The organism is Delftia sp. HK171, from assembly GCF_001886655.1.
GTDB lineage: Bacteria > Pseudomonadota > Gammaproteobacteria > Burkholderiales > Burkholderiaceae_C > Comamonas > Comamonas acidovorans.
Genome location: NZ_CP018101.1, coordinates 4,650,405 through 4,673,671 on the forward strand (window position 1 = coordinate 4,650,405; position 23,267 = coordinate 4,673,671).

Below are 23,267 nucleotides of genomic sequence, written 5' to 3' on the forward strand. Positions count from 1 at the left end.
TCCATCGTTGCCGATGGAGCCACTGCCTGAACAGGCAAAGGTGAAACTGTCATGCAATGTCCCGCCTGCCGAGATGCCACGCTCATCATCTCCGAGCGCCAGAACATAGAGATCGACTACTGCCCCCAATGCCGCGGAGTCTGGCTGGACCGCGGAGAGCTGGACAAGCTCATCGAGCGCTCCGCCGCCCAGGCACCCTCCGTGCCCGCCTCGCCAGCAGCCTATGAACGCCCGCAGGAACGGCGCGCGGGCCCTGACGGATCCCATGACCGGCGCGAGCACTCCAGCCACGATGGTTACCGCCGCAAGAAGCGCGAGGGCTTTCTCTCCGATCTTTTCGACTTCTAGCACCAGGGCAAGTCCACTGCGCCGGCATCGGGACATGGCAGCCGCGCCCCACTATGATTCGGCTTTCAGTTCCTTGTCCCCATGCCCCGCGCCCGCACACCCAAGCCCGCTCCTGCCGCAGAGAACACGGCCCCGTCCAGCACTGCAGCGCCGGGGCCGTCCATCGACGCCTCCTTCCTGCACACCCTCGTGGGCTACAACGCCCGGCGTGCCTCGCTGTCCATCATCGAAGTGTTCGTGGAGCGCATGGCCACCCACGATCTCAAGATGGTGGAGTTCTCCGTGCTGTCCCTGGTGTCCCACAACCCCGGCATCACCTCGCGCCAGCTGTGCGCGGCGCTGGATGTGATGCCGCCCAACCTGGTGGGCCTGATCGCAGCGCTGGAGCGCCGCAAGCTGATCGAGCGGCGCACCCACCCCACCGACCGCCGCGCCGTGGGCGTGCACCTGACGCCGGCCGGCGCCGAGCTCACGGCCCGGGCGGAAAGAACGGCGGCGGAATTGGAAATGGATGCCACCTACCGCCTGACCGACGCCGAGCGCAGGACGCTGATCCAGCTGCTGCAGAAGATCTACAACTGAGCGCGCTCAGTCCGCCTTCTCCGCTGCCGGCTGCTCCAGCCCCAGCAGCCGCACCGCGTTGCCCTTGAGGATGCCGGGCATCACCTCGGGCTTGAAGCCGGCTTCCTGGAAATCCTTCATCCAGCGCTCGGGCGTGATCAGCGGATAGTCGCTGCCGAAGAGCACGCGGTCCTTGAGCAGGGTGTTGGCGTACTGCACCAGCTGCCGGGGAAAGTACTTGGGGCTCCAGCCCGACAGATCAATCCAGACATTGGGCTTGTGCAGGGCCACGGACAGGGCCTCGTCCTGCCAGGGAAAGCTGGGGTGGGCCATCACGATCTGCATGTCGGGGAAGTCGATGGCCACGTCGTCCAGGTGCATGGGATTGCTGTAGGCCAGGCGCAGGCCGCCGCCGCAGCGCATGCCGCTGCCAATGCCGCTGTGGCCCGTGTGGAAGATGGCCGGCAGTTGGTACTCGGCCACCACCTCGTAGATCGGCCAGGCCATGCGGTCGTAGGGATGGAAGCCCTGCACCGTGGGGTGGAACTTGAAGCCCCTGACGCCCTCTTCCTCGATCAGCCGCCGCGCCTCGCGCGCACCCATGCGGCCCTTGTGCGGATCGATGCTGGCGAAGGCCACCATCATGTCGCTGTTGGCCCGCGCAGCCTCGGCGATCTCCTCGTTGGGAATGCGGCGCCGGCCCAGCTGCGACTCGCTGTCCACCGTGAACATCACCAGGCCCAGGTTGCGCTCGCGGTAATAGGCCACGGTCTCGGCAATGGTCGGGCGCCGGCCGTTGCCGAAGTACTTGTCGGCGGCGCGGTCGTACTCCTCGCCGTAGTTGTCGAACGGGTTCCAGCAGCTCACCTCGGCGTGCGTGTGGATGTCGATGGCAATGAGCTTTTCGTGGTCCATGTCTGTCTCCTGTGCGGCCTGCTGCCTGCCCCGGCATCAAGGGGAAGTCCCAATAAGAAATTCGCAAAGGCCGCTTGAATTGGTTATTAAATATAACCAAAATCGCGGCCATCAGAAAGCGATGCGGATGCGGGCAACGGCTGCCACGCAACGGTTTCGCGCTGAGGCTTCACACCACCTTCCGAGGAGACAGACATGGACAGAAAGATCCACAAGACCCGTTCCCGCGCCTTGCCGGCCGCGCTGGCCGCCGCCCTTCCCACCCTGCTGCTGGCCGCCTGCGGCGGCTCGAGCGACGGCATCGCGCAGCTGGCCGAGGCCCGCCCCGCCACGCTGCTGTCGTGCACGGACCTGGCCGCGAAAATATCCTTCCCCAACACCCGCATCACCGCTGCCGAGACCGTGGCTGCCGGCACGCTGACGGTGGCAGGCAAGCCCATTGCCGAGCACTGCCGCGTGACCGGCCGCATGCACGAGCGCGTCAGCACCGTCGATGGCCAGAACTACGCCGTGGGCTTCGAGATGCGCCTGCCGCGCGACTGGAACGGGCGCTTTTTCTACCAGGCCAACGGCGGCCTGGACGGCAGCGTGAGCACGGCCGTGGGCGCACTGGGCGGCGGGCCGCTGGGCAATGCGCTGCAGATGGGCTTTGCCGTGCTCAGTTCCGACGCCGGGCATGCAGGCAGCCTGGGCCCCTTCTTCGGCCTGGACCCGCAGGCGCGGCTGGACTACGGCTACCAGGCCGTGGGCAAGCTCACGCCCATGGCGCGCAGCGCGCTGCAGACGGCCTATGGCAAGGGCCCGGACCGCTCCTACCTGGGCGGCTGCTCCAACGGCGGGCGCCACGCCATGGTGGCGGCCTCGCGCTATGCCGACCAGTACGACGGCATCATTGCCGGCAACCCCGGCACGCGCCTGCCGCTGGCGGCCATTGCCAACATTGCCGGCGCCCAGGGCTATGCGAAGCTGGCCACCACGCCCGCCGACCTGGGCACGGGCTTCACCCAGGCCGAGCGCCGCCTGGTCAGCCAGGCCGTGCTGGCCCGATGCGATGCGCTGGACGGCGCCACCGACGGCATGGTGCAGGCCGGCGCAGCCTGCCAGGCGAGCTTCGACCTGGCGCGCGACGTGCCCACCTGCGGCGGCGCGCGCGACGGCAGCTGCCTCAGCGCCGAGCAAAAGAGCACCATTGCCGGCCTGTTCAAGGGCGCCACCACCAGCGGCGGCAGCCGCATCTACAGCAGCTTCCCGTATGACGCAGGGCTGGATACGGCCGGCTGGGCCGGCTGGAAATTCTCCAACTCGCTGAACCTGGACACCGGCGCCGTGGGCCTGGTCTGGCAGGCGCCACCGGAGAGCCCGGCCAGCTTCAACGGCCCGCAGTTCGCGCTGACAGGCAGCGTGGACAGCATGCTGGCCAAGGTCCAGGCCACGACGGCGCTGTACACCGAAAGCGCGCTGTCCTTCATGCTCCCGCCCGACTACGGCAAGCTGCCCGTGCTGCGCAACCGGGGCGCCAAGCTCATGGTCTACCACGGCACGGCCGATCCCATCTTCTCCAGCGACGACACCGTGCAGTGGTACGACACGCTGCGCCGCAACCATGGCGATGCAGCCGACTTCGCCCGCCTGTACCTGGTGCCCGGCATGAACCACTGCAGCGGCGGCCCGGCCACCGAGCAGTTCGACATGCTCAGCTCCCTCGTGGCCTGGGTGGAGAAAGGCCAGGCCCCAGACCGCGTGATCGCCAGTGCGCGCGGCGCAGGCAATGCGGGCGGCGCCAACGCCGACCTGCCCGCCACCTGGTCGCCAACGCGCACCCGGCCGCTGTGCCCCCATCCGCTGGCCGCCCACTACAACGGCAGCGGCGACATGGAAAGCGCTGCCAGCTTCAGCTGCCGCTGACCGTGCACTGAAGGCGGGCGGCGCCTGAACGGTCTCCTGAACGGCCCGCCCCCTCCGCCCTCATCCACCCCTTGTCCGCAGTCCCGCCCCCGGCGGGGCCGGGCACCGCTGCGCCTGAAAAAAAGGCGCGCGGACACCCACGCCAAGACGGCAACGATTTTTCAAACCAGAGGAGACATCACCATGCAAAAAACCCCTTCCCCGCTGACCCTGGCGGCCGCCGCCGTGCTGGCCCTGGCCGGCTCCAGCACCAGCTTCGGCGCCTTCGCGCAAGGCACTTCCAGCGTCACGCTCTACGGCATCGTCGATGTGGGCGTGGAGCACGTGAACAATGTGGCGGCGGGCGGCGGTCTCAGCCGCATGCCATCGACCACCAGCCTGGTGCCCTCGCGCTGGGGCCTGCGCGGCAGCGAGGACCTGGGCGGCGGCCTCAAGGCCATCTACACGCTGGAGTCGGGCTTTGCGCCCGACCAGGGCACCTTCAACCAGGGCGGGCGCGGCTTTGGGCGCCAAAGCTGGGTGGGACTGGGCGGCAACTGGGGCAGCCTGACCATGGGCCGCCAGAACTCCATGCTGTTCTGGTCGCTGCTGGACTCGGACATCATCGGCCCGGCCGTCTTCGCCATGGGCTCGCTGGACGCCTACATTCCCAACTCGCGCGCCGACAACATGCTGGCCTGGCGCGGCAACTTCGGCGGCCTGGCGCTGGGCGCGGGCTACAGCTTCGGGCGCGATGCCGTCAACGCAGGCCCCAGCCCGGCAGGCACCAACTGCCCGGGCGAGAGCGGATCGGACACGCAGGCCTGCCGCCAGTGGTCGCTGTACGCCAAGTACGACACGCCCGTCTGGGGCCTGGCGCTGGGCTACGAGCAGCAAAACGGCCGCACGCCGGCCTCGTCCACCGACCCGGTGTTCGGCGGCATGACCTCCAGCGCCAAGCATGACGAGCGCCTGCACCTGGGCGGCTACTTCAAGCTGGCCGGCGTGAAGGTCGGCGGCGGCCTGCTGCGCCGCGACAACGATGGCGATGCCGTCAAGCCGCGCAGCAACCTCTGGTACGTGGGCGCCTCGTACCCGGTCACCGAGGCGCTGGTGCTCGAAACCCAGTGGCTGACGCTGAGCTACCGCGGCGTCTCGGGCTACGACTCCGACCTGCTGGTGGCACGCGCCATCTACAACCTGTCCAAGCGCACGGCGGTCTACACCCAGCTCGGCCACATCCGCAACGACCGCCTGGCCACCGTCTCGGTCAGCGGCGGCGCCCCGGGCAGCAACACCGCGCCGGGCCGCTCGCAGACCGGCATCAACGTCGGCATCCGCCACATGTTCTGAGCCTGTTCTTTCCAGCTTTTCCTTTTTTCGATTTCACCAGGAGACATCCATGCAGATGCATCGCCGTCATTTCGTCCAGGCCCTGGGCAGCGCCGCCGCCCTGGGGTCGCTGTCGCCACTGCATGCCCTGGCCCAGGCGCTGGACCAGGTCAAGATCATGTACGGCTTTCCGGCAGGCAGCTCGGGCGACAGCGTGGCCCGCCGCGTGGCCGAGCGGCTGGGCGGCACGCCCTACAGCAAAGGGCCGGGCTTTGTGGAAAACAAGCCCGGCGCCGGTGGCCGCATCGCGGTGGAGGCCCTGAAGAACGCCCCGCCCAACGGCTCGGTGCTGGCGCTGGCGCCCGTGTCGGCCTTCTCGGTCTACCCGCACATCTACCCCAAGCTGACCTACAAGCCCGAGGATGCCATCCCCGTCTCCATCGGCGCCGTCATCTACCACGGCCTAGCCGTGGGGCCTGCCGTGCCGGCCGAGGTCAAGACCCTCAAGGACTTCCTGGCCTGGGCCAAGGCGCACCCCGACCGGGCCAACTTCGGCTCGCCGGGCGCGGGCTCCATGCCGCACCTGCTGGGCGCGCTGCTGAGCCTGCGCTCGGGGGTGGAACTCAAGCACGCGCCCTATCGCGGCACCGTGCCCAGCATCACCGACCTGGTGGGCGGCCAGGTCGCGGCCACCATGAACCCCAGCGGCGACTACCTGCAGTACCTGAAGGCGGGCCGCCTGCGCGTGCTGGCCACCTCGGGCAGGCAGCGCTCGCCCTTCCTGCCCGACGTGCCCACCTTCACCGAACTGGGCTTCCCCGATGTCACGGTGGAGGAATGGTTCGGCTTCTACGCGCCCGCCAAGACCCCGGCCACCACCATTGCCAACGCCAACGCGGCCATCACGGCCGCGCTCAAGGACAAGGCCGTGATCGACGGGCTGGCCGCCCTGGGCCTGCTGGCGCGCGGCAGCACGCAGCAGGAAATGGCGGCCGACCAGCAGGCCGAGTTCGAGCGCTGGAGTTCGCTGGTCAAGCAGATCGGGTTCACGGGAGAGTCCTGATCAGTCGGCGGCAGGCCCATTCCCCTTCACGGGATAAGGCCACACTCATGCAACAAATAATGTTGCATGAAACAGAACAGCCAATTCTCGGACGTCCTCCATGTGCTGCTGCACATGGCCGAGGGCGATGGACCTGCCACCTCCGACATGCTCGCCGCCGCGCTGCAGACCAACCCGGTCGTGCTGCGCCGGTTGATGTCGGGCCTGCGCGATGCAGGCCTTGTCACCTCCGCCAAGGGCCATGGCGGGGGCTGGGTGCTTTCTTGCGAACTGGACCGCACCACGCTGCGCGACGTGCATGAGGCCCTGGGCGCGCCCGGCCTGGTGGCGCTGGGCTTCAGGGAAGACCGGCCCGAATGCCTGGTCGCCCAGGCCGTGAACGAAGCCCTGAGCAACGCGGTGCAGCAGGCCGAGGCCGCCCTGCTTGCACGCCTGGGCACGGTGACGCTGGCTGCCCTGTCCCAAGACTTCCACGCCCGCCTGGCCCGCCATCGCGCAGCAGGCGGCCAGGGTTGGCACCAACTGCAGGAGCACTCGCATGAAACACGTTGATTTCGCCGTCATCGGCGGCAGCTATGCCGGCCTGTCCGCCGCGCTGCAACTGGCGCGTGCGCGCCGCCAGGTGCTGGTGGTCGATGCCGGGCTGCGGCGCAACCGCTTCGTGGACCAGGCCGGCGAGACATCGCACGGCTTTCTCACCCAGGATGGCGTGGCCCCCGCCCAGATCGCCGCCCAGGCCCGGCAGCAGCTGATGGCCTATCCCACCGTGCAGTGGCTGGACGGCACGGCCGAGGACGCCCGCGTGGCGCCCGATGGCCGGCTGGAGTTCCATGCAGCGGGCACGGCCATCAGCGCCGCCCGCATCGTCCTGGCGCTGGGCGTGCATGACAGCCTGCCGCCCGTGCCGGGACTGGCCGAGCGCTGGGGCCGCAGCGTCTTTCACTGCCCGTACTGCCACGGCTACGAGATGAATGCGGGGCGCATCGGCATCATCGCCAGCTCGGCCCTGGCCCACCACCACGCCGTCATGCTGCCCGACTGGGGCCAGACCACGCTGCTGCTCAACGGCGCCTACAAGCCCGCCGCCGAAGAACTTTCCACCCTTGCGCGCCGGGGCACCCAGGTGGAGTCCACGCCCATCGCCCGCCTGGAAGGCCGGGCCGACGTGGTGCTGCAGGATGGCCGCCGCCTGGTGATGGACGGCCTGTTCACCCAGCCGCGCACCCGCATCGCCAGCCCCGTGGCCGAGCAGTTGGGCTGCGCCCTGGAAGAAGGCCCCATGGGCACCTTCATCAAGGTCGCGGAAGGCCAGGCCACCAGCGTCCCCAACGTGTTCGCCTGTGGCGACGCGGCCCGCGCGGCCGGCAACGTGGCCATGGCGGTGAGCGATGGCGCCATGGCAGGCATTGGCGCGCACCGGTCGATGATGGGGTGGTGATGGTTGGTGATGGGGTGGTGATGGGGTGGTGATGGGGGGCGGGCCTTGGGCCCGTGCATGGACGCAGATCAACTGCCCGCCGGACGATGCGTGGATACAACAACTTCCCATGCTAACTAAATCCGTAAATATAATTAAGACTGATTCTCATTGACATCTACAAATCAAGAGTCCAGTCCATGCACACCACCAACGGCCGCGCGCTGCGGTTCAACTCCATTGTTCTGGCCATGCTGGCCGCCGGCGCCGGGTCCACGGCGATCGCACAGGATGCAGCGCAGGCGCCGAGCGCAACGACGCCGACGCTGTCGCAGATCGACGTGCGCGACAAGTACGAGCGCGAGGACCTACCCACGCTGGCACCGGGGCGCAAGGCCGCCAAGGGTGCACGCCTGGGCATTCTGGGCGCCACCTCCATCGTGGACGCGCCGGTGCATGTCAACGCCTACACCCGCGAGCTGGCCGAGGACTGGTCCGCCCTGTCGCTGCAGGATGTGCTGGAAAACGATGCGGCCGTGGTCTTCACCACCAACAAGGGACACCTGCTGCAGAACTTCAACCTGCGCGGCCTGGATGTGACGGCCATGGACATCGCCACCAACGGCCTGTACGGCGTGGCGCCGGCCAATTCGGTGCCCATCGAGATGTTCGAGCGCGTGGAGGTGATGCGCGGCCCCAACGTGCTGCTGTCCGGCATGCCGCCGCTGGCCAGCGTGGCCGGCTCCGTCAACATGGTCACCAAGCGCGCGCTGGCCCAGCCCATGGCCGACCTGACGGCCACCTACGTCTCGGACTCCTACCTGCAGATGCATGCCGACGTGGGCAGGCGCTTCGGCCCCGAGCAGCGGCTGGGCCTGCGCTTCAACGGCGTCTACGGCTCGGGCGACATGGGCGCCAAGGATGAGAGCCAGAAGCGCCGCGTGGGCGCCCTGGGCCTGGACTACCTGGGCGACAGGGCCCGCTTCTCGCTGGACCTGTACAACAGCATCACCAAGATCGACGGCGGCAGCCCGGGCATGTTCAGCTTCCTGGGCAGCGCGGCCATCCCCGGCGTGGGCCGGCTGCTGGCACCGCCCAGCGGCGACGTGAACATGTTCCGCGGCACCCACGGCCAGTACGACAACAGCGGCCTGCTGGCGCGTGCCGAGGTGGACTTCACGCAGAACTGGCAGGGCTATTTCGCCTTCGGCGCCTCCGAGGCGCAGGGCAAGGGCCTGCTGTTCGGCACCCGCGCCATCGTCACGGGCCTGGACGGCACCACGCGCGGCGCCATCTACAACGTGCATACCGAATCCGAGCGCCGCACGGCCGAGGCCGGCGTCATCGGCAAGCTGAGCACGGGCAGCGTGCAGCACCGTCTGCAACTGTCGTTCAACATCCTCAAGCACAAGGAAGGCACCTACAACACGGCCTGCAACTACTGCTACACCACCAACATGTACGAGCCGACGACGCCCACCTTCCCGGGCGCGCCGCAGTGGAAGGGCTACACCACCGAGAACGAATTCCGCTCGCTGGCCCTGGCCGACGTGATGAGCTTCGCCAACGACAAGGTGCTGCTGACGCTGGGTGCACGCCACCAGACGGTGAAGACGCCGCTGGTCAACGGCGTGTCGTCCAACTACAGCAAGAGCCGCGTCTCGCCCATGGCCGGCCTGGTCGTGCGGCCCTGGGGCGACAACGTCTCGCTGTACGCCAACTACACCGAAGGCCTGGAGCCCGGCCGCACCGTGGGCGCGGGCTTTGCCAACACCGGCGAGACCCTGGCGCCCATGCAGACCAAGCAGGGCGAGGTGGGCGTGAAGCTGCAGGCGGGCCAGACCACGCACACGCTGAGCGCCTTCCGCATCGAAAAGCCGTCCATCATCACCAACAGCGGCAATGCCCAGGTGCTCGATGGCGAGCAGCGCCTCAAGGGCCTGGAGTGGAGCGCCTTCGGCAAGCTCACGCAGACGCTGTCGCTGCTGGGTGGGGTGGAGTACATCAAGTCGCGCCAGATCAACTCCGGCCGTGAGAACTACGGCGTGCCCAAGCTGCGCGCGCGCATCGGCATCGACTGGGAAACGCCCGTGCAGGGCCTGTCGGTCGGCGGCCGCGTGCTGTACACCGGCTCGCAGTGGGTGGACTCCGGCAACAAGCTGCGCGCCCCGGCCTGGAACCGCTTCGACCTGATGGCCAAGTACGAGACCAGGTTCGGCGCCACGCCCGTGCGCTTCAATGCCAGCGTGGAGAACGTGACGGACAAGAACTACTGGATCGGCATGTTCACCGACGGCTTCGTCATGCCCGGCGCACCGCGCACCTTCCGGCTGTCGGCCACCGTGTCGTTCTGACCGCCTGACGCACTGCGCAGGCCACCCGGCGGGGCGCATGTTGTGTCCCGCCGGGTCTTTTGCTTCCCACGATCGAATTTCCATGCCGTTCTTCACCGTCGCCGGCCTGCTTGCCACCTCGCTGGCCTGCCTGTGCATCTACGCCGCCTCGCCCAACCAGCGGCTATGGGCGGCCGCCTGGCCGCGCCGGCCTGCCCTCCTGGCTGGGGGCGGCCTGCTCGCAGCGGGCTGGCTGGCATTCGCCCAGGACATGCGGACGCTGGCCGCCACGTTCACCTGGCTCACCCTGCTGATGCTGGCCTTCGCCCTGTTGCCCTATATCGGAGCGCTGTTCCATGGCCGACGCACACCCTGAGGCCCGCCCGCGCAAGCCGGCCCCCATCCGGCCGGACTGGATCTCCAAGACCCTGGCCGGCCTGCTGCTGGGCCCGGGCCTGGCGATCAGTGCCAGTGGCCTGCTGGCCGCCCTGCTGCACGGCATGCCGCTGGCGGTGAGCGGGCAGCTGGTCATGTGGCTGGTGCCGCCGGTCTGGCTGCTGGTGCAGTCCCTGGTGTATTTCTTTTCCAGCGGCCTGCGCGCCTGGGCCTGGCTGGGCGGCGCCAACGCGCTGGCCCTGGCCGCCTGGTGGCTGGTGCGCGCGGCAATGCACAGCAGCGCAGGAGGCCTGTCATGAGAGCCGACTACATCCGCATCTACAAATCCGTACACACCTGGACGGGCATCCTCAGCGGCATGGCCTTGTTCATCGCCTTCTACGCGGGTGCGCTGACGGTGTTCAAGGAACCCATCCGGCGATGGTCCACGCCGCCGGCCGCCGTGGTGCAGGCCGTGCCCATGGACGAGGTGCAGCCGCTGATCGCCCGGACCCTGGCCAGCACGCCGGCGGCCGCGCGCGGCGCCATCGTGCAGCTGCAGGGCGACAACGCCATACCGCGCCTGCAATGGCAGGTGCGCGATCCCAAGGCCGACGACCATGACGAAAGCGCCGTACGCCACTACACGGCCCAGCTGTCGGCCGACGGCAGCGTGCAGATCAGCGAGCAGCGCCCGTCCCGCCTGGTGGAGTTCATCGACGTGCTGCACCGCGTGGTCGGCCTGCCCGTGGACTCGGACCCCAACCGTTGGATCATGGGCGCGATCTCGGCCCTGTACTTCCTGGCCCTGGTGTCGGGCGTGGTGATCCTGCTGCCCTCGCTGGTCAAGGACTTCTTCGCCCTGCGCGTGGGCAGGAACCTCAAGCGCATGTGGCTGGACGCGCACAACGTGGTGGGCATCGTCAGCCTGCCCTTTCACATCGTCATGGCCCTGAGCGCCGTGGTCTTCGCCTACCACGACCAGATCTTCGACGTGCAGGACAGGCTGATCCACGAAGGCCAATGGGCCCAGACCTTTGCGCGCCCCTCGGGCAAGGCCCCGGACGCGCCGGCACGCAATCCGGCCGACATGCTCACGCCCTCCCGACTGGTGGAGATCGTCAAGGCCGCCGCGCCCGGCTTCGAGCCCGAAAGACTGCAGTACGCCCAGGTCACCGGCCCCAAGCCCACCGTGCGCGTCTGGGGCAGGAATCCCCAGGCCGTATCGCCGCGCGCCTTGGGCGGCTTTGCCATGCTCGATCCGTACAGCGGCAAGCTGATCTCGGCCGACTACCTCCCGGGCGGGCAGAGCACGCCCAACCTGTTCATCAGCAGCTTCTTCGCGCTGCACATGGCCTCCTTCGGCGGACTCGCGGTCTGGTGGCTGTACTTCCTGCTGGGCCTGGCGGGCGCATGGCTGTTCTACGGCGGCAATCTGCTGTGGGTGGAGACGCGGCGCAAGGCCCAGCGCAAGGGCACAGACTTGCCCGTGCAGCGGCGCGACACGGCCCTCATGGCCTCGGCCACCGTCGGCGTCTGCCTGGGCTGCGTGGCCGGCATTTCCGCCACCATTGCCGCCGCCAAGTGGCTGCCGGGCCGCGTCGATGACCTGGCCGCATGGCACATGGGCATCTACTACGCGGTGTTCTTCACCAGCATGGCCTGGGCCTTCGTGCGCGGCGCGGCACGCGCGGCCCCAGCCTTGCTGTGGCTGGCCGCTGCCTGCACGGCCGCGATCGCGCTGTCATCGCTGGTGGGCTGGCTGGCGCCAGGCACCGGCGCGTGGGTGGACACCTCGTTGATCGGCCTGGACCTGACGGCCGTGGCCGGCGTGCTGGCCCTGGCCTGGATGGCGCGTGCCACGGCACGGCGCACGCGCAGCGGCCCGCAGGACAGTGTGTGGTCCGCGCCGCGCGACAGGCCGGCGCATCAGGACACCAAGGACTCACCGGCACCGGCCAGCTGACCTGGCCGGCACGCCATGGGAGTGCGCAGGTGGGCCGGTTGCCTGGTGGGCCGGCCCATCCCCGCTGCTGGGTCTATCCGAAAATGGCGCCGCCCGCATCCAGCGAGGGCGGCCGCAGAAGATCGGCATTGACGCCCATGGCCTCGCTGGCCCGCTCCACGGCCTGCCAAAGAGGGGCGGGCATCTGCAGTATTTCCTCGGGGGAGTTCGCGCGGGCGATCCAGTCGCTGATCTCAACGTGCTGCTCGGGGGTGAGCAGGTCCAGGTTCAGCATTTCGTCAATGGTCTTCATCGGGTGTCGGTCTGTCGCTCTTGTGCGGGAGATATGCGGGAGAGGTGCGGGAGATGTGTGGGAGGTATGTGGGCGAGGTGCGGAAAGGAAAACGCCCGTGCATTGTCAGCGGTCCGCGGCAGGCAATCGCTGCAGCAGGGCATCGCGTGCGCGCAGGCCGGCATTGGGCTTTTGCGCCTGCTCATCCTGGATCAGCGTGGCGAACACCAGCCTGCGCTGGTCCTTGGTGGCCCAGCCCACATACCAGCCGTAGGCCCGGCTGGCATCGTAGCGGTTGTCGCTGCCGGGCGACCCGGTGCCGGTCTTGCCATGCACGGTCCAGCCGTCCACAGGCACGGGGTGCCGGGTGATGCGCGCAGTCATGTCGATGGCCTGACTGCTCACAGACAGTTCCCGGCGCACGATCTTGCGCAGGAAGGCCACCTGCTCGGCCGCCGAGATGCGCAGCGAGGACACCACCCAAGCGCCGTTGTGGCCGGGATGGGCCACGGCAACGGCGGAGACATCCTCGTTGCCGTACTGGAAGGCCCTCACGTAGGCGCCAAACCGCTGCTGGCCCAGCTCCCGCGCCACCTGCTGCGAGTACCAGAACACCGAGTCCTTCATCCACGCCTGGGGCGTGATCTCGCGCCGCCAGGCATCGCCTCCCCAGTCCGGATACTCCGGTTGGTACGGCCACGCGGGCCGGGATTCGTCCTGCAGGATGCCGGCGTCATAACCCATCAGGCTGATGGCGATCTTGAAGGTGGAGGCCGGCGTGACCCGCTCGGCGCAGGCCGGGCCGCTGTGCACCAGGGACTGGCCCGTGTCGGCGTCGGCGACGATGGTGCACAGTTCGTGCGCGGTGGCCGGAATGCAGAAAAAGGCCACGGCCACCATTGCGGCAGCCACGGGAAGGAATCGGCGCATTGATCAATGTTTCATGAGGACTGGCGCGCGATGATAGACGGGCTGTGGCCCTGGAAATCCGTCATGTGCCGCGAGCCCGTCGGCGCTCCATCGCCTCTTCGGATGCGACAAAGCCCAGCCTGGCAAAGAACTGCGGGGCCTGTTCACGGCCGGCCCGCAGCACCCAGGTGATCCCGGGATCGGCACCCGTCACGGCCTCGACCAGCCTTCGCCCTATGCCCTGCCCCCGGTAACCGGGGGCAACCACCACCATGGACAGGTATCCATTGGACAGCCCGTCCGTGATGGCGCGCGCAAAACCCACCACCTGGTTGCCCGCCACAGCCACCTCCACGGCCTGGGACGCACCGATGAGGCGCTCCAGATAGTCCTGGCTGGCGATGCGATGGCCCCAGCCATTGGAAATGAGCAGTTCATAGGCACCCCGCAGGTCGGCTGGGGCGTAGCGGCGGATCAGGGGCAAGTCGCAGACCATGGTCCCGGACATTGTGCCTGTGGACTGTGACTGCTCCTAGGCCTGGGCCTCCGCCTCCTGTAGCTGCCGCCACATCACCTTGCCGCTGCCGCTCTTGGGCAGGGCCTTGACGAACTGCACGATCTTGGGCGCCTTGTAGACGGCCATGTTCTCGCGGCACCACTGGATGATGTCCTCGGCCGTGGTGTCTTCCTTGCCGGCGCGCAGCACGACGACCGCCTTCACCGACTCGCCGCGGTAGGCGTCGCGCGTGGAGATCACGCAGGCTTCCTGGATGGCGGGGTGGCGGAACATCAGCGATTCGACCTCGGCCGGCCAGACCTTGAAGCCGCTGGCGTTGATCATGCGCTTGAGGCGGTCGGTGATGAAGTAGTAGCCGTCCTCGTCCACGTGGCCCAGGTCGCCGGTGCGAAAGAACCGCTTGCCGTCGATCTCCATGAAGACCTGGGCCGTGGCGTCGGGCCGCTTCCAGTAACCGTCGAAGACCTCGGGGCCGTGGACGACGATTTCGCCCTGCTCGCCCTGTGGGACATCGGCGCCGGTTTCGGGGTCGATGACACGCGCCTCGGTGCTCATGAAGGGAATGCCCAGGCATTGCTGCTTGGGATGCTCGAACGGGTTGCTGTGCGTGGGCGCGGCCGTCTCGGTCAGGCCGTAGCCCTCGCTGAAGCGCAGGCCGTATTGCTCCAGCAGGCGCTGGGCCACGGCCTGTGGCATGGCCGCACCGCCGCCGCCTATGTACTTGAGGCTGGTGAGGTCGAACTGCGCAAAGTTGGGGCTGCCCAGCAGGTCGATGACCATGGTGGGAATATTGGTCCAGCTGGTGACCTGGTAGCGAGAGATCAGCCGCCCCGCCAGCTCGCGGTCCCAGCGCGGCATGACGACCAGGGTGGCGCCCACGAAGATGGCCGTGTGCAGCACCGAGACCATGCCCGTGATGTGGAACATGGGCACGACGGCCAGGACCACGGTCTCGCTGGTGCCGCTGCCCCAGTAGCTGCCCGCCACGGCGTTGTGGTTGATGGAGCGGTGCGGGTGCATGCAGCCCTTGGGGTGGCCCGTGGTGCCGCTGGTGTAGGGCAGCACGGCCATGTCGTCGCGGCCCACCACATGGGGCGGCGCGGCTTCGGTGCAGGCCAGGGCCTGCTGCCAGGTGTGGACGCTGCCGCCATCGAGCACGGCCGGCTCACGCCGGGTGAGCAGCCAGTCGTGCCACTGCACGGGCGGGGCGTCGTCGCCCTGCACCCCGGCATCGAAGGCGTCCGTGAACTGGGTGACGACCAGGTGCTCCAGCCGCTGGCCGGGCGCCAGCGCATTGCTGGCCTTGGCCAGTTCGGGTGCCAGGTCGGCCGTGGTGATGGCGACCTTGGCGTCGGCGTCGGTGATGTAGTGCCTGAGCTCCTCGGCCATGTTCATGGGGTTGACCGGCACCACCACCGCATTGGCGCGAAAGATGGCGTAGTGCGCCAGGATGAGTTGCGGCGTGTTCTGCATCAGCAGGATCACGCGGTCGCCGCGCTGCACGCCCAGGCTGTGCAGGTAGGCCGCCATGCGCTCCGTGCCCTCGCACAGCTCGCGGTAGCTGATGGAGCTGCCGAAGTAGCGGATGGCTGCCTTGTCCGGGTAGCGTCGCGCATTGACAGCCAGGTTGTCCCAGACGCTGGTGGCGGGCACGGTGATGGAATGGGGCAGGCGGCTGGGCCAGAAAGCGTGGTGCGCGGGCTGGGAGGGCATGGGTGGATGGGCTTTGAAGTGTCGGTGAGTGGAAGGGACGGCGGCAATCCGCCTTGCCAGCGAGGCTAGGCCCACACCCGCTTCCCGGCATTGGGGAAGGCCCCAGGAGATCGTCGCCAAAGTGACGCTTGAGCGCCCATGGCATACCGATGTCACCGCAACTCGCCTTGTGCTTTCGCAAGCCGGCCACGGGCACGCCACAGGTATGCCCCAGGTACGCCACAGGTACGATGGCGCCATGCCCGACACGCCCGCCACGCCCGACATGCCCCACCTGTCCCGCCTGCAGCTGTCGCTGCGCGATCTGCTGGCCCGCCACCGCAGCGCGGCCCTGGCCACCCAGCCCGCCGACTCCCCTGCCCCCGGGGCTGGCGATGCACTGCCCGCTCCCCGGCTGTCCATGGTGCCCTGGGCCTGGAATGCGCAGTTTGGCTGCTTTGTGCTTCACGTCAGCGCACTGGCAGCGCACACGCGGGCCATGGAGCTGCACCCGGCCATCAGCCTGCTGGTATGCGCGGCCGAAGTGGACGGCGAGGGCGTGCATGCACTGGAGCGCGTGGCCATTGAAGGCGTGGCCAGCACACCGCCTCCCGGCAGCGTGCTGGCCGATGGCGCGCGCGACAGCTATGTGCTGCGCTTCCCCGAAGCCGCGTTCATGACCGATCTGGGCGACTTCCGCTTTGTCTGCATCACGCCATCCATCGCCCGGCACGTGGCGGGCTTTGGCGCGGCGCGCGATGTGTCGGCCCATGACCTGATCGAAGCACTGAACACCCAGGCCAGCTGACTCACGCGCCCCGCACGTGGGCCGCGATCAGGGCGCCCGCCGCATCGCCCTGCCCCGCCACGCAGGCGCGCACATGGTCCTCCCACATCTGGCCCTGCTGCTCCACCTGGGCATGGACAAAGCGCTGCAGCATGCGCCGGGGATCATCGCAGCGCTCATAGGCATACGGATCGCTGCGCGTGCACAGCGCCTTGAACTGCAGCCAGGCGGCCTGCCGCGTGACAGGCATGCCCTGCAGGCGCTGCCACTGGTGCAGCAGCTCATGGGCAAAGATGCCTGCGATCTGCGGATGCGACAGGCGCAGCGGCTGGCGCGGATCGGACTGCGTGAAGAAGGCGCGCGGCATGAAGATGCGCCCGCCATTCATGGACAGCGCCCTGCGCGTATCGCCCAGCCGCCGCTGGTACAGGCGCAGGCGCGGCAGCAGCGCATCGAGCGAGGCGCCGAAATGCGTGCGCACAAAGGCCTGCTCCTGCGCATCCAGTGGCCGGCTCCAGAAGACCATGCTCAGCCGCCCGGCCCCTGCCGATAGCGCCGCGCCATGAAATCCACAAACGCGCGCACGGCCGGGCGCAGATGCCGCGTGCGCGGATACAGCGCGTGGTAGCTGTACTGCCCCAGATGAAAACAGGGCAGCACCCGCACCAGCTGGCCGCGCTCCACGGCCGAGCGCACGGTATGCCAGGTCAGCGCCGCAATGCCCCGGCCTGCGCGTGCGGCCTCGAAGATGGTGGCCACCGAATCGGTGCGCAGCGCCGTGTGCGGCTGCACCTCGGTCACGGCGCCCTGCCCGGACACCACGCTCCAGCGCAATGGGGCCGGGCCCGCCGCAAAGGCCAGGGCGCGGTGCTCGGCCAATTGCCCGGGCGCCTGCACCACGCCCTGGCGCATCAGGTAGGCGGGCGACGCCACCAGCACCAGCGGCGAATGCGTGAGCAGCCGCGCCTGCAGCCCGCTGTCCGGCAATTGGCGGCTGATGCGCACGGCCGCATCCACGCCCTCGGCCACCAGGTCCACCAGCCGGTCGGTGCACAGCAGCTGCAGCTCCAGATCCGGGAATTGCTGCTCGAACTCGGGCAGCCAGTCGCCCAGCTCGATGGCACCCACGGCCAGCGGCAGCGTGATGCGCAACACGCCCGCCACGCGCGCACGGCGCTGCGCCAGTGCGGCCTCGGCCGCATCGAGCTGCTCCAGCAACTGCACACAACTGAGGTAGTAGCTGCGCCCCGCATCGGTCAGGCTCAGCCCGCGCGAATTGCGCTGCAGCAGTTGCGTGCCCAGCTCCGACTCCAGCCATTTGACATGGCGCGACGCCGTGGAATGCGTCATGCCCAGCCGATCCTGGGCCGCCGTGAAACCCTGCGCGTCCACCACGCCGCAGAACACCCGCATGGCTTGCCATCTGTCCATTGCTCATGCACTCCTTTGGCGGGGATTGTGGAGCATGGACGCGGCCGCATCCCGTTGCGCAGCAGCCCCAAGCCAGCCCTCATTTCCGCCCCCTTCCTCATCCTCTGCCTCAGAAACAGACTATTCCTAGAGACACGCGGGCACTAACTGCCTAGATTGGCCGGCTACCCCAACCGGGACACGCCGCCACCAGCCCGACGCCAGACGGATGGCCGTTCCATACCCGAGATTCGCCAAGACCGAGGGAGGAAGACATCCATGAACCGAAGGCACGTCCTGCTGCACAGCGTGCTGCTGTGCCTCGCCGCACTGCTGGCCCAGGCCATGCCGACCCTGGCGACTGCCGCCCCCAACCTGGGCGGCGGCTCCAGCAAATGCGACCCCACCGTACAAAGCTGCGCCCCCGGCACGGGCGGCGGCATCGACCTCGGCGGCGGCGGCGGCTCGGGCGGCGGCACCTGCACCCCCACGCCCGGCGGCAGCCCCTGCGGTGGCGCCGGCCCCGCCACCCAGGGCAACTCCAGCAGCACCCACCAGGGCGCAGGCAACCCCATCCACCTCATCAACGGCAACAAATACCAGCGCGAAGTGGACATGCCCGCCTTGCCCGGCCTGCTCGGCCTGGAAGTCGTGCGCCACTACAACAGCAGCTACAGCCGGGCCTACGTGCCGCCAGGCCTGCTCGGCCGCGGCTGGCTGCTCAGCTACGAGGCCCGCCTGTACGACCACCCCACCAACCTGCAGATCGTGCAGGCCGACGGCACCCGCATCATCTTCAGCAAGCTGCGCGAGCACCCCAGCCTGTGCGCCAGCGAGCAGCCGGGCAACGGCATCGTGCGCATCGAAGGCCCGGATACAAAGGGCACCAAGGAAACCAAGCCCGGCCAGGAACGGCACTACACCTGGCAGTGGATGGACGGGCGCGAGCTGCGCTTCAACCACCGGGGGCGCCTGACCCGCATCAGCCTGCCCTCGGGCGAACAGGTCCGCCTGGACTACAACGCCAAGGGCAACCGCCTGCTCAAGGTCACCGACCCGCAGGGGCGCAGCATGCGCCTGCACTACGCCCAATCTTCGAGCGAGGGCAGCTTCACCGGCGTGCAGGCCATCGACACTCCGCTGGGCCGCATCGACTACCGCCACGGCAGCGCACCGTTGCCCGGCAGCACCCAGCCCCAGGCCAAGCTGAACGCCAGCCTCGTGCAGGTCAGCCTCCCATCGGCCGATGGCCAAGCCCCGGTCCAGCGCCACTACCACTATGAAGACCCGCGCCACCCCACCTTGCTCACCGGCATCAGCGTCCAGGGCCAGGGCAGCGACGGCAAGCCCATGAACGAGCGCATCGCCAGCTACGGCTACGGCGACAACGGCCGCGCCACCTTGAGCGTGCGCGGCCCGCCGGACAGCCAGCAGGAAAAAGTCACCCTGGACCTCAGCCAGCCCTGGAAGAACACCCTCACCAACAGCCTTGGGCAAACGACCACCTACCACTACGACACCATAGGCGGGCAATGGCGATTGCTTGAAGTGCGCGGCCCGGGCTGCGCCAGCTGCGGCCCCGGCGACATGCGCTACCGGTACGACGCGCAAGGGCGCCTGACCGAAGCCACGCGGCTCGATCCCGCAGGCCGCCCGCTGGAAGGCACGCGAACCGAGCTGGACCCCTTCGGCCGCCCGCTGGCCGTGTACCGCATCGCCTACACACAAGGCCAAGCCCGGGCCCAGGCCCCGCAGTTGCAGGTGCGCTACGGCTACGGCAAGGACCCCTGGAAGCAATACGGCCCCGAACTCATCGCCCGGCCCAGCGTCGTGCCCGGGCGCGAACACCAGATCCGCATCCGCTACAACAGCAGCCGCCAGCCGCTGCAGATCACGGAGACGGGCTTCAGTCCGCTGAACGCCCAGGGCCAGCCCGCAGGCAATGCGGACGGCGCCACGCCCATCGAACGCAGCACGCGCTACCGCTACACCGAGATCAACGGCCGCAGCGTGCTGGTGGACATCGATGGGCCGCTGCCCACCTCGCTGGCAGGCTATGACGACGGAAGCCCGGCGCAGAACGATCTCACGCGGCTGCGCTGGGACCGCAGCGGCAGCCACGTCACGCGCGTGCTGCAGCCCGATGGCACGACCGTGGCGCTGGAGCATGACAAGGCCGGGCGCATCACGACCCGCACCGAAGACGACGGCGTGCGGCGCCTTCAGCGCCAGATGCGCTACAGCCCCCTGTCCGCCAACGCCCGGCAGGCCGAAGAAATCAACACCAGCGGCTGGCTGCTCGATGCCGATGGCCAGCCCCGCGCCAGCAGCCGGCTGAGCGTGAATCCATACCGCATCCGCCACGACGCCCTGGGCCGCCCCAGCCAGGCCATCGACACGGCAGGCCGCAGCATCGCCTGGACCTACCAGGGCAGCACCCAGGCTCGGCTCGATGGCATGGGCAACCGGGGCCAGATCGAGCGCGACAGCGAAGGCCGCATCACGCGGCTGGGCCTGTACCGCGAAGGCCAGGACCTCCCCGAACGTGCGGCCTACTACGGCTGGAATGCGCAGGGGCGCCTGAGCCACCGCCTGCTGCCCGATGGGCGCCTGGACAGCTACACCTACGGCGACGCGGGCGAGTTGCTCCAGCACACCGATGGCGACGACACCCGCACGCGCTGGCTGAACAACGGCAGTCTCCATGCCAGCCTGTCGCAAACGCCCGATGGGGCGGTACGGCTGGCATTGCAAGGCCCGGCCAGCGCGGCGATGGAGCAGATCACCAGCCAATCCCGGAGCACCCAACCCGCCGAACGCCGCCAGACACTGCGCGACGACTTCGGCCGCACCGTCTGGCTTCAGTTTGCCGATCATGGCCGCCAAAGCGCACGCTACAACGAAGCCGATCAATTGCTGGTGCACACCCGCGCCGACGGCAGCAGCACCCACTACCAGTACGCCCCCAGCGGGCGTCTGCTGGCCAAGCGCTACGAAGCGGCGCCCGGCGCAGATCGTCGCTCTTCCTCGCAAACCCGGCTGCACTACCAGGGCCGGCTGCTGCAGACCATCGACAGCAACTGGCAGCGCGAGTCCATCGAATACGACGCCCTGGGCCGCCCCGTGACACGCACCATTGCGCTGGCCACGCCCGACGGCAAGGCCGAGCATACCTACCGCACCGCCACGCGCTATGGCCCGGACGGCTGGGTCCACAGCCGCACCCTGGCCGATGGCCGCGTGCTCGTCACCCGGCGCGGCCCCGCCAGCGAAGGCGCCAGCGTGCAAGGGCTGCAACTGCAAAGCGCCTGGGTGGCCGGGCTGCTGCAGGCCAGCGACCACTGGCTGGGCGCCGGCGCCACAGGCTTGCTCGAACGCCTGCTGCCCGCGCAGACGGTGGTCGGCGACATCCAAACAGACGCCTTCAACGGCCTGCAGCACTACACGGCAGGCAATGGCCTGGCCACCATGCGCCAATACGACATTGCCGGGCGCCTCACGCAGCAGACCACCGGGCAAGGCACATCGCAAGGCAGCGCACCCATCCTCAGCCAGCGTTACCGCTACGGCGCGGGCCCGCGCATCCGCGCCATCGAGCAGGAGGGGCCACCAGCCGGCCTGCAAAAGACCGACTACCGCTACCAGGGCTTCGGCAGGCTGGTGCAGGACAACGCACCGTCAGCACCAGCACCCGTGCAGCGCGACAGCCAGGGCCGCACTGTCCAGGACGCATTGCACCGCTACACCTACACCGAGGCAGGACAGCTCCAGGGCATCAGCGACCACCAGGACCGGCCCATCGCCAGCTACCGCTACAACAGCCTGGGCCAGCGCGTGGGCAAGACCGTGCACCAGGGCGACGGGCAAACGCACAGCCACTACCTGTGGCAGGACAACCGGCTCGTCGCGGAAATGGATGGCGAAGGCCGCATCACCAGCCAGTACCTGTACCTGAGCGAGGGGACTCGCACCCTGCCCATCGCCAAGCTGGAATCCGCGCACAACCGGGACAACGCCAGCGGCACGGCGCGCATGCTGCACATCCACAACGACCACCGGGGCAGTCCGCAGGCCATGACGGACGCAGGCCAGCGCGTGGTCTGGCGTGCCCGCCAGACGCCCTGGGGAGCGCCGGCCATGCATCAGGCCGGCCACACAAGCCTGCCCCGGCAGCAGGCCGTGCTCAACCTGCGCCTGCCGGGCCAGTACTTCGACGAGGAAAGCGGACTGCACGACAACTGGCACCGCAGCTACGACCCGGCCAGCGGCCGCTACCTGCAGCCGGACCCGCTGGGCTACCCGGACGGGCCCGATGCCTACCTGTATGCCGGCGGCGACCCGCTCAACCGCATCGACCCCACCGGGCTGTACCAGGAGGACATGCACTACTACATGGTCTTCTTCCTGGCCCTGGCGGCCGGCCTGGACTACGAACCGGCGCGCATCACGGCGCTGGCTTCGCAGTACGTGGATGACAACCCCATCACCAAGCCGCTGGACGATGCCAACACCCTCACCACGGTGGGCTCGATCTTCAAGAACCACCGGCAACTGCTGTGGTACCACTTCACGCTGTCCGACGACAAGGGCACCACGCTGCCCCAGTACGCCAACGACAACGTCAACAGCGTGGTGGGCAACCTGAGCCCGCAACTGAACAACCTGCTCAACGCCAGCCGCCTGGGCAACCCGGCCCAGCCTTGCGCCGAATACCAGTTCCTGGGCGAATTCCTGCACTCCTACCTGGACACCTTCAGCCACCGGGACAAGGACAACCGGCCGTTCGATGCCATCAGCGTGAAGCTGGGCATAGGGCATGGGCTTGCGGGGTCCGAGCCGGACTACACCTATGACGAGGACATGCCAATACTGGGGAATATGCCTGATCCAGAGGTGCCTTATTGGGACAAGCGGGAGTATCGATCGCTGCAAGGGGAGAAGGCGGTTTATGAGTTTTTAACGGCATATGGAACTAGCCCTGCGCTAGGGTTTGAGGAGATCAGGAAAGTGCTCGAGAGATTCAATGCAATCAGGGAAGAGGGTGCGGATTTTCCTGGAAAGGCTAGATTTTTGAAAGAGGCCATTAATAAACTGATTAAGGATGGAAAACTCAAACTAACCAAAAACACAGAAAATAGCGAAAAAACCAGAATTGTGGAAATAAATATAGAAAAGGGAGGTAGCGATGAATATAAAATAAAAGAGGCAGAGAAAAATAGAGGTAAATACTTAGAAAATCTTGCAGGTCAAGAACATAAATATCCAGGCGTTTGCTTGCCAGGCAGTAAAATATGCAAAGAAGTATAGTTTTTCTCTATTTTTCTGCTTTTGCTTGCATTGTCTTTGCAAGCTGCCAAGCTTTCCCCAAGAAACCACTCACCACGGAAGAATGGGCAGCGCGCCGCCATCCACCTAGCGACAAGGGCCCGCTGCCTGAGGGGTGCAAGCCCGTCAAGTATAGAGGTGGCTACTACCCTATCACGGAAG

At 68.0% G+C, this 23,267-nt stretch carries 20 protein-coding genes; 13 read left to right on the plus strand and 7 right to left on the minus strand.

The features are described from left to right. Window positions 1-51 precede the first annotated feature (51 nt). On the plus strand, window positions 52-348 hold the full coding sequence (locus tag BO996_RS20830; protein WP_065345116.1) for a TFIIB-type zinc ribbon-containing protein: 297 nt from the start codon (window positions 52-54) through the stop codon (window positions 346-348). A gap of 81 nt (window positions 349-429) precedes the next feature. Further along, a complete protein-coding gene (locus BO996_RS20835) occupies window positions 430-930 on the plus strand; it encodes a MarR family winged helix-turn-helix transcriptional regulator (RefSeq protein ID WP_013801754.1) in 501 nt (166 codons plus the stop codon). 6 nt (window positions 931-936) lie between these two features. Here the strand turns inward: BO996_RS20835 and BO996_RS20840 are convergent, their stop codons facing one another. Continuing rightward, window positions 937-1,824: a 4-hydroxyphenyl-beta-ketoacyl-CoA hydrolase gene (locus BO996_RS20840; protein WP_013801753.1), complete on the minus strand. Its 888-nt coding sequence runs from the start codon at window positions 1,822-1,824 to the stop codon at window positions 937-939. Between the two features lie 195 nt (window positions 1,825-2,019). Here BO996_RS20840 and BO996_RS20845 point away from each other — a divergent pair, with 195 nt between their 5' ends. The 9 genes from BO996_RS20845 to BO996_RS20885 all read left to right on the plus strand — a co-directional run bounded on the left by BO996_RS20845 (window position 2,020) and on the right by BO996_RS20885 (window position 12,194). Beyond that, window positions 2,020-3,729, plus strand: a complete 1,710-nt coding sequence (locus tag BO996_RS20845) for a tannase/feruloyl esterase family alpha/beta hydrolase (RefSeq protein ID WP_071956309.1) — start codon at window positions 2,020-2,022, stop codon at window positions 3,727-3,729. A 183-nt stretch (window positions 3,730-3,912) separates the two neighbouring features. Next, the gene (locus BO996_RS20850; protein WP_071956310.1) at window positions 3,913-5,061 is read left to right on the plus strand and encodes a porin; all 1,149 of its coding nucleotides are present in this window, start codon (window positions 3,913-3,915) and stop codon (window positions 5,059-5,061) included. A gap of 49 nt (window positions 5,062-5,110) precedes the next feature. Next, window positions 5,111-6,103, plus strand: a complete 993-nt coding sequence (locus tag BO996_RS20855) for a tripartite tricarboxylate transporter substrate-binding protein (RefSeq protein ID WP_071956311.1) — start codon at window positions 5,111-5,113, stop codon at window positions 6,101-6,103. A gap of 66 nt (window positions 6,104-6,169) precedes the next feature. After that, window positions 6,170-6,655 carry an Rrf2 family transcriptional regulator gene (locus tag BO996_RS20860; protein ID WP_013801749.1) on the plus strand — a complete coding sequence of 162 codons (486 nt, stop codon included), beginning with the start codon at window positions 6,170-6,172 and terminating at the stop codon, window positions 6,653-6,655. Next, window positions 6,642-7,541, plus strand: coding sequence for an NAD(P)/FAD-dependent oxidoreductase (locus BO996_RS20865; protein WP_071956312.1), 900 nt, complete (start codon window positions 6,642-6,644; stop codon window positions 7,539-7,541). Before BO996_RS20860 ends, BO996_RS20865 begins: the two co-directional genes overlap by 14 nt. Window positions 7,542-7,720: 179 nt before the next feature. Continuing rightward, window positions 7,721-9,874 (plus strand): TonB-dependent receptor, encoded by a 2,154-nt coding sequence (locus BO996_RS20870; RefSeq protein WP_071956313.1) that lies wholly within the window; start codon window positions 7,721-7,723, stop codon window positions 9,872-9,874. Between the two features lie 82 nt (window positions 9,875-9,956). Continuing rightward, the gene (locus BO996_RS29290; RefSeq protein ID WP_013801746.1) at window positions 9,957-10,229 is read left to right on the plus strand and encodes a hypothetical protein; all 273 of its coding nucleotides are present in this window, start codon (window positions 9,957-9,959) and stop codon (window positions 10,227-10,229) included. Next, on the plus strand, window positions 10,210-10,548 hold the full coding sequence (locus tag BO996_RS20880; protein WP_013801745.1) for a hypothetical protein: 339 nt from the start codon (window positions 10,210-10,212) through the stop codon (window positions 10,546-10,548). Before BO996_RS29290 ends, BO996_RS20880 begins: the two co-directional genes overlap by 20 nt. Beyond that, window positions 10,545-12,194: a PepSY-associated TM helix domain-containing protein gene (locus BO996_RS20885; protein ID WP_071956314.1), complete on the plus strand. Its 1,650-nt coding sequence runs from the start codon at window positions 10,545-10,547 to the stop codon at window positions 12,192-12,194. Before BO996_RS20880 ends, BO996_RS20885 begins: the two co-directional genes overlap by 4 nt. 73 nt (window positions 12,195-12,267) lie before the next feature. Here the strand turns inward: BO996_RS20885 and BO996_RS20890 are convergent, their stop codons facing one another. From BO996_RS20890 to BO996_RS20905, 4 genes are all read right to left on the minus strand, one after another. Continuing rightward, a complete protein-coding gene (locus BO996_RS20890; RefSeq protein ID WP_013801743.1) occupies window positions 12,268-12,486 on the minus strand; it encodes a hypothetical protein in 219 nt (72 codons plus the stop codon). Window positions 12,487-12,591: 105 nt separating this feature from the next. Continuing rightward, the gene (gene blaOXA / locus BO996_RS20895; protein WP_071956315.1) at window positions 12,592-13,395 is read right to left on the minus strand and encodes a class D beta-lactamase; all 804 of its coding nucleotides are present in this window, start codon (window positions 13,393-13,395) and stop codon (window positions 12,592-12,594) included. Between the two features lie 61 nt (window positions 13,396-13,456). Then, on the minus strand, window positions 13,457-13,882 hold the full coding sequence (locus BO996_RS20900; RefSeq protein WP_228676871.1) for a GNAT family N-acetyltransferase: 426 nt from the start codon (window positions 13,880-13,882) through the stop codon (window positions 13,457-13,459). Between the two features lie 24 nt (window positions 13,883-13,906). Further along, window positions 13,907-15,604 carry a long-chain fatty acid--CoA ligase gene (locus BO996_RS20905; RefSeq protein WP_013801740.1) on the minus strand — a complete coding sequence of 566 codons (1,698 nt, stop codon included), beginning with the start codon at window positions 15,602-15,604 and terminating at the stop codon, window positions 13,907-13,909. Window positions 15,605-15,842: 238 nt separating this feature from the next. Here BO996_RS20905 and BO996_RS20910 point away from each other — a divergent pair, with 238 nt between their 5' ends. After that, window positions 15,843-16,391, plus strand: coding sequence for a pyridoxamine 5'-phosphate oxidase family protein (locus BO996_RS20910; RefSeq protein ID WP_083571180.1), 549 nt, complete (start codon window positions 15,843-15,845; stop codon window positions 16,389-16,391). Window position 16,392: 1 nt separating this feature from the next. Here the strand turns inward: BO996_RS20910 and BO996_RS20915 are convergent, their stop codons facing one another. Next, complete coding sequence (locus tag BO996_RS20915) at window positions 16,393-16,896, minus strand: hypothetical protein (protein WP_065345108.1); 504 nt, start codon at window positions 16,894-16,896, stop codon at window positions 16,393-16,395. 2 nt (window positions 16,897-16,898) lie between these two features. Next, on the minus strand, window positions 16,899-17,801 hold the full coding sequence (locus tag BO996_RS20920) for a LysR family transcriptional regulator (RefSeq protein ID WP_071956316.1): 903 nt from the start codon (window positions 17,799-17,801) through the stop codon (window positions 16,899-16,901). 258 nt (window positions 17,802-18,059) lie between these two features. Here BO996_RS20920 and BO996_RS20925 point away from each other — a divergent pair, with 258 nt between their 5' ends. Beyond that, on the plus strand, window positions 18,060-23,087 hold the full coding sequence (locus BO996_RS20925) for a DUF6765 family protein (RefSeq protein ID WP_071956317.1): 5,028 nt from the start codon (window positions 18,060-18,062) through the stop codon (window positions 23,085-23,087). Window positions 23,088-23,267 lie beyond the last annotated feature (180 nt).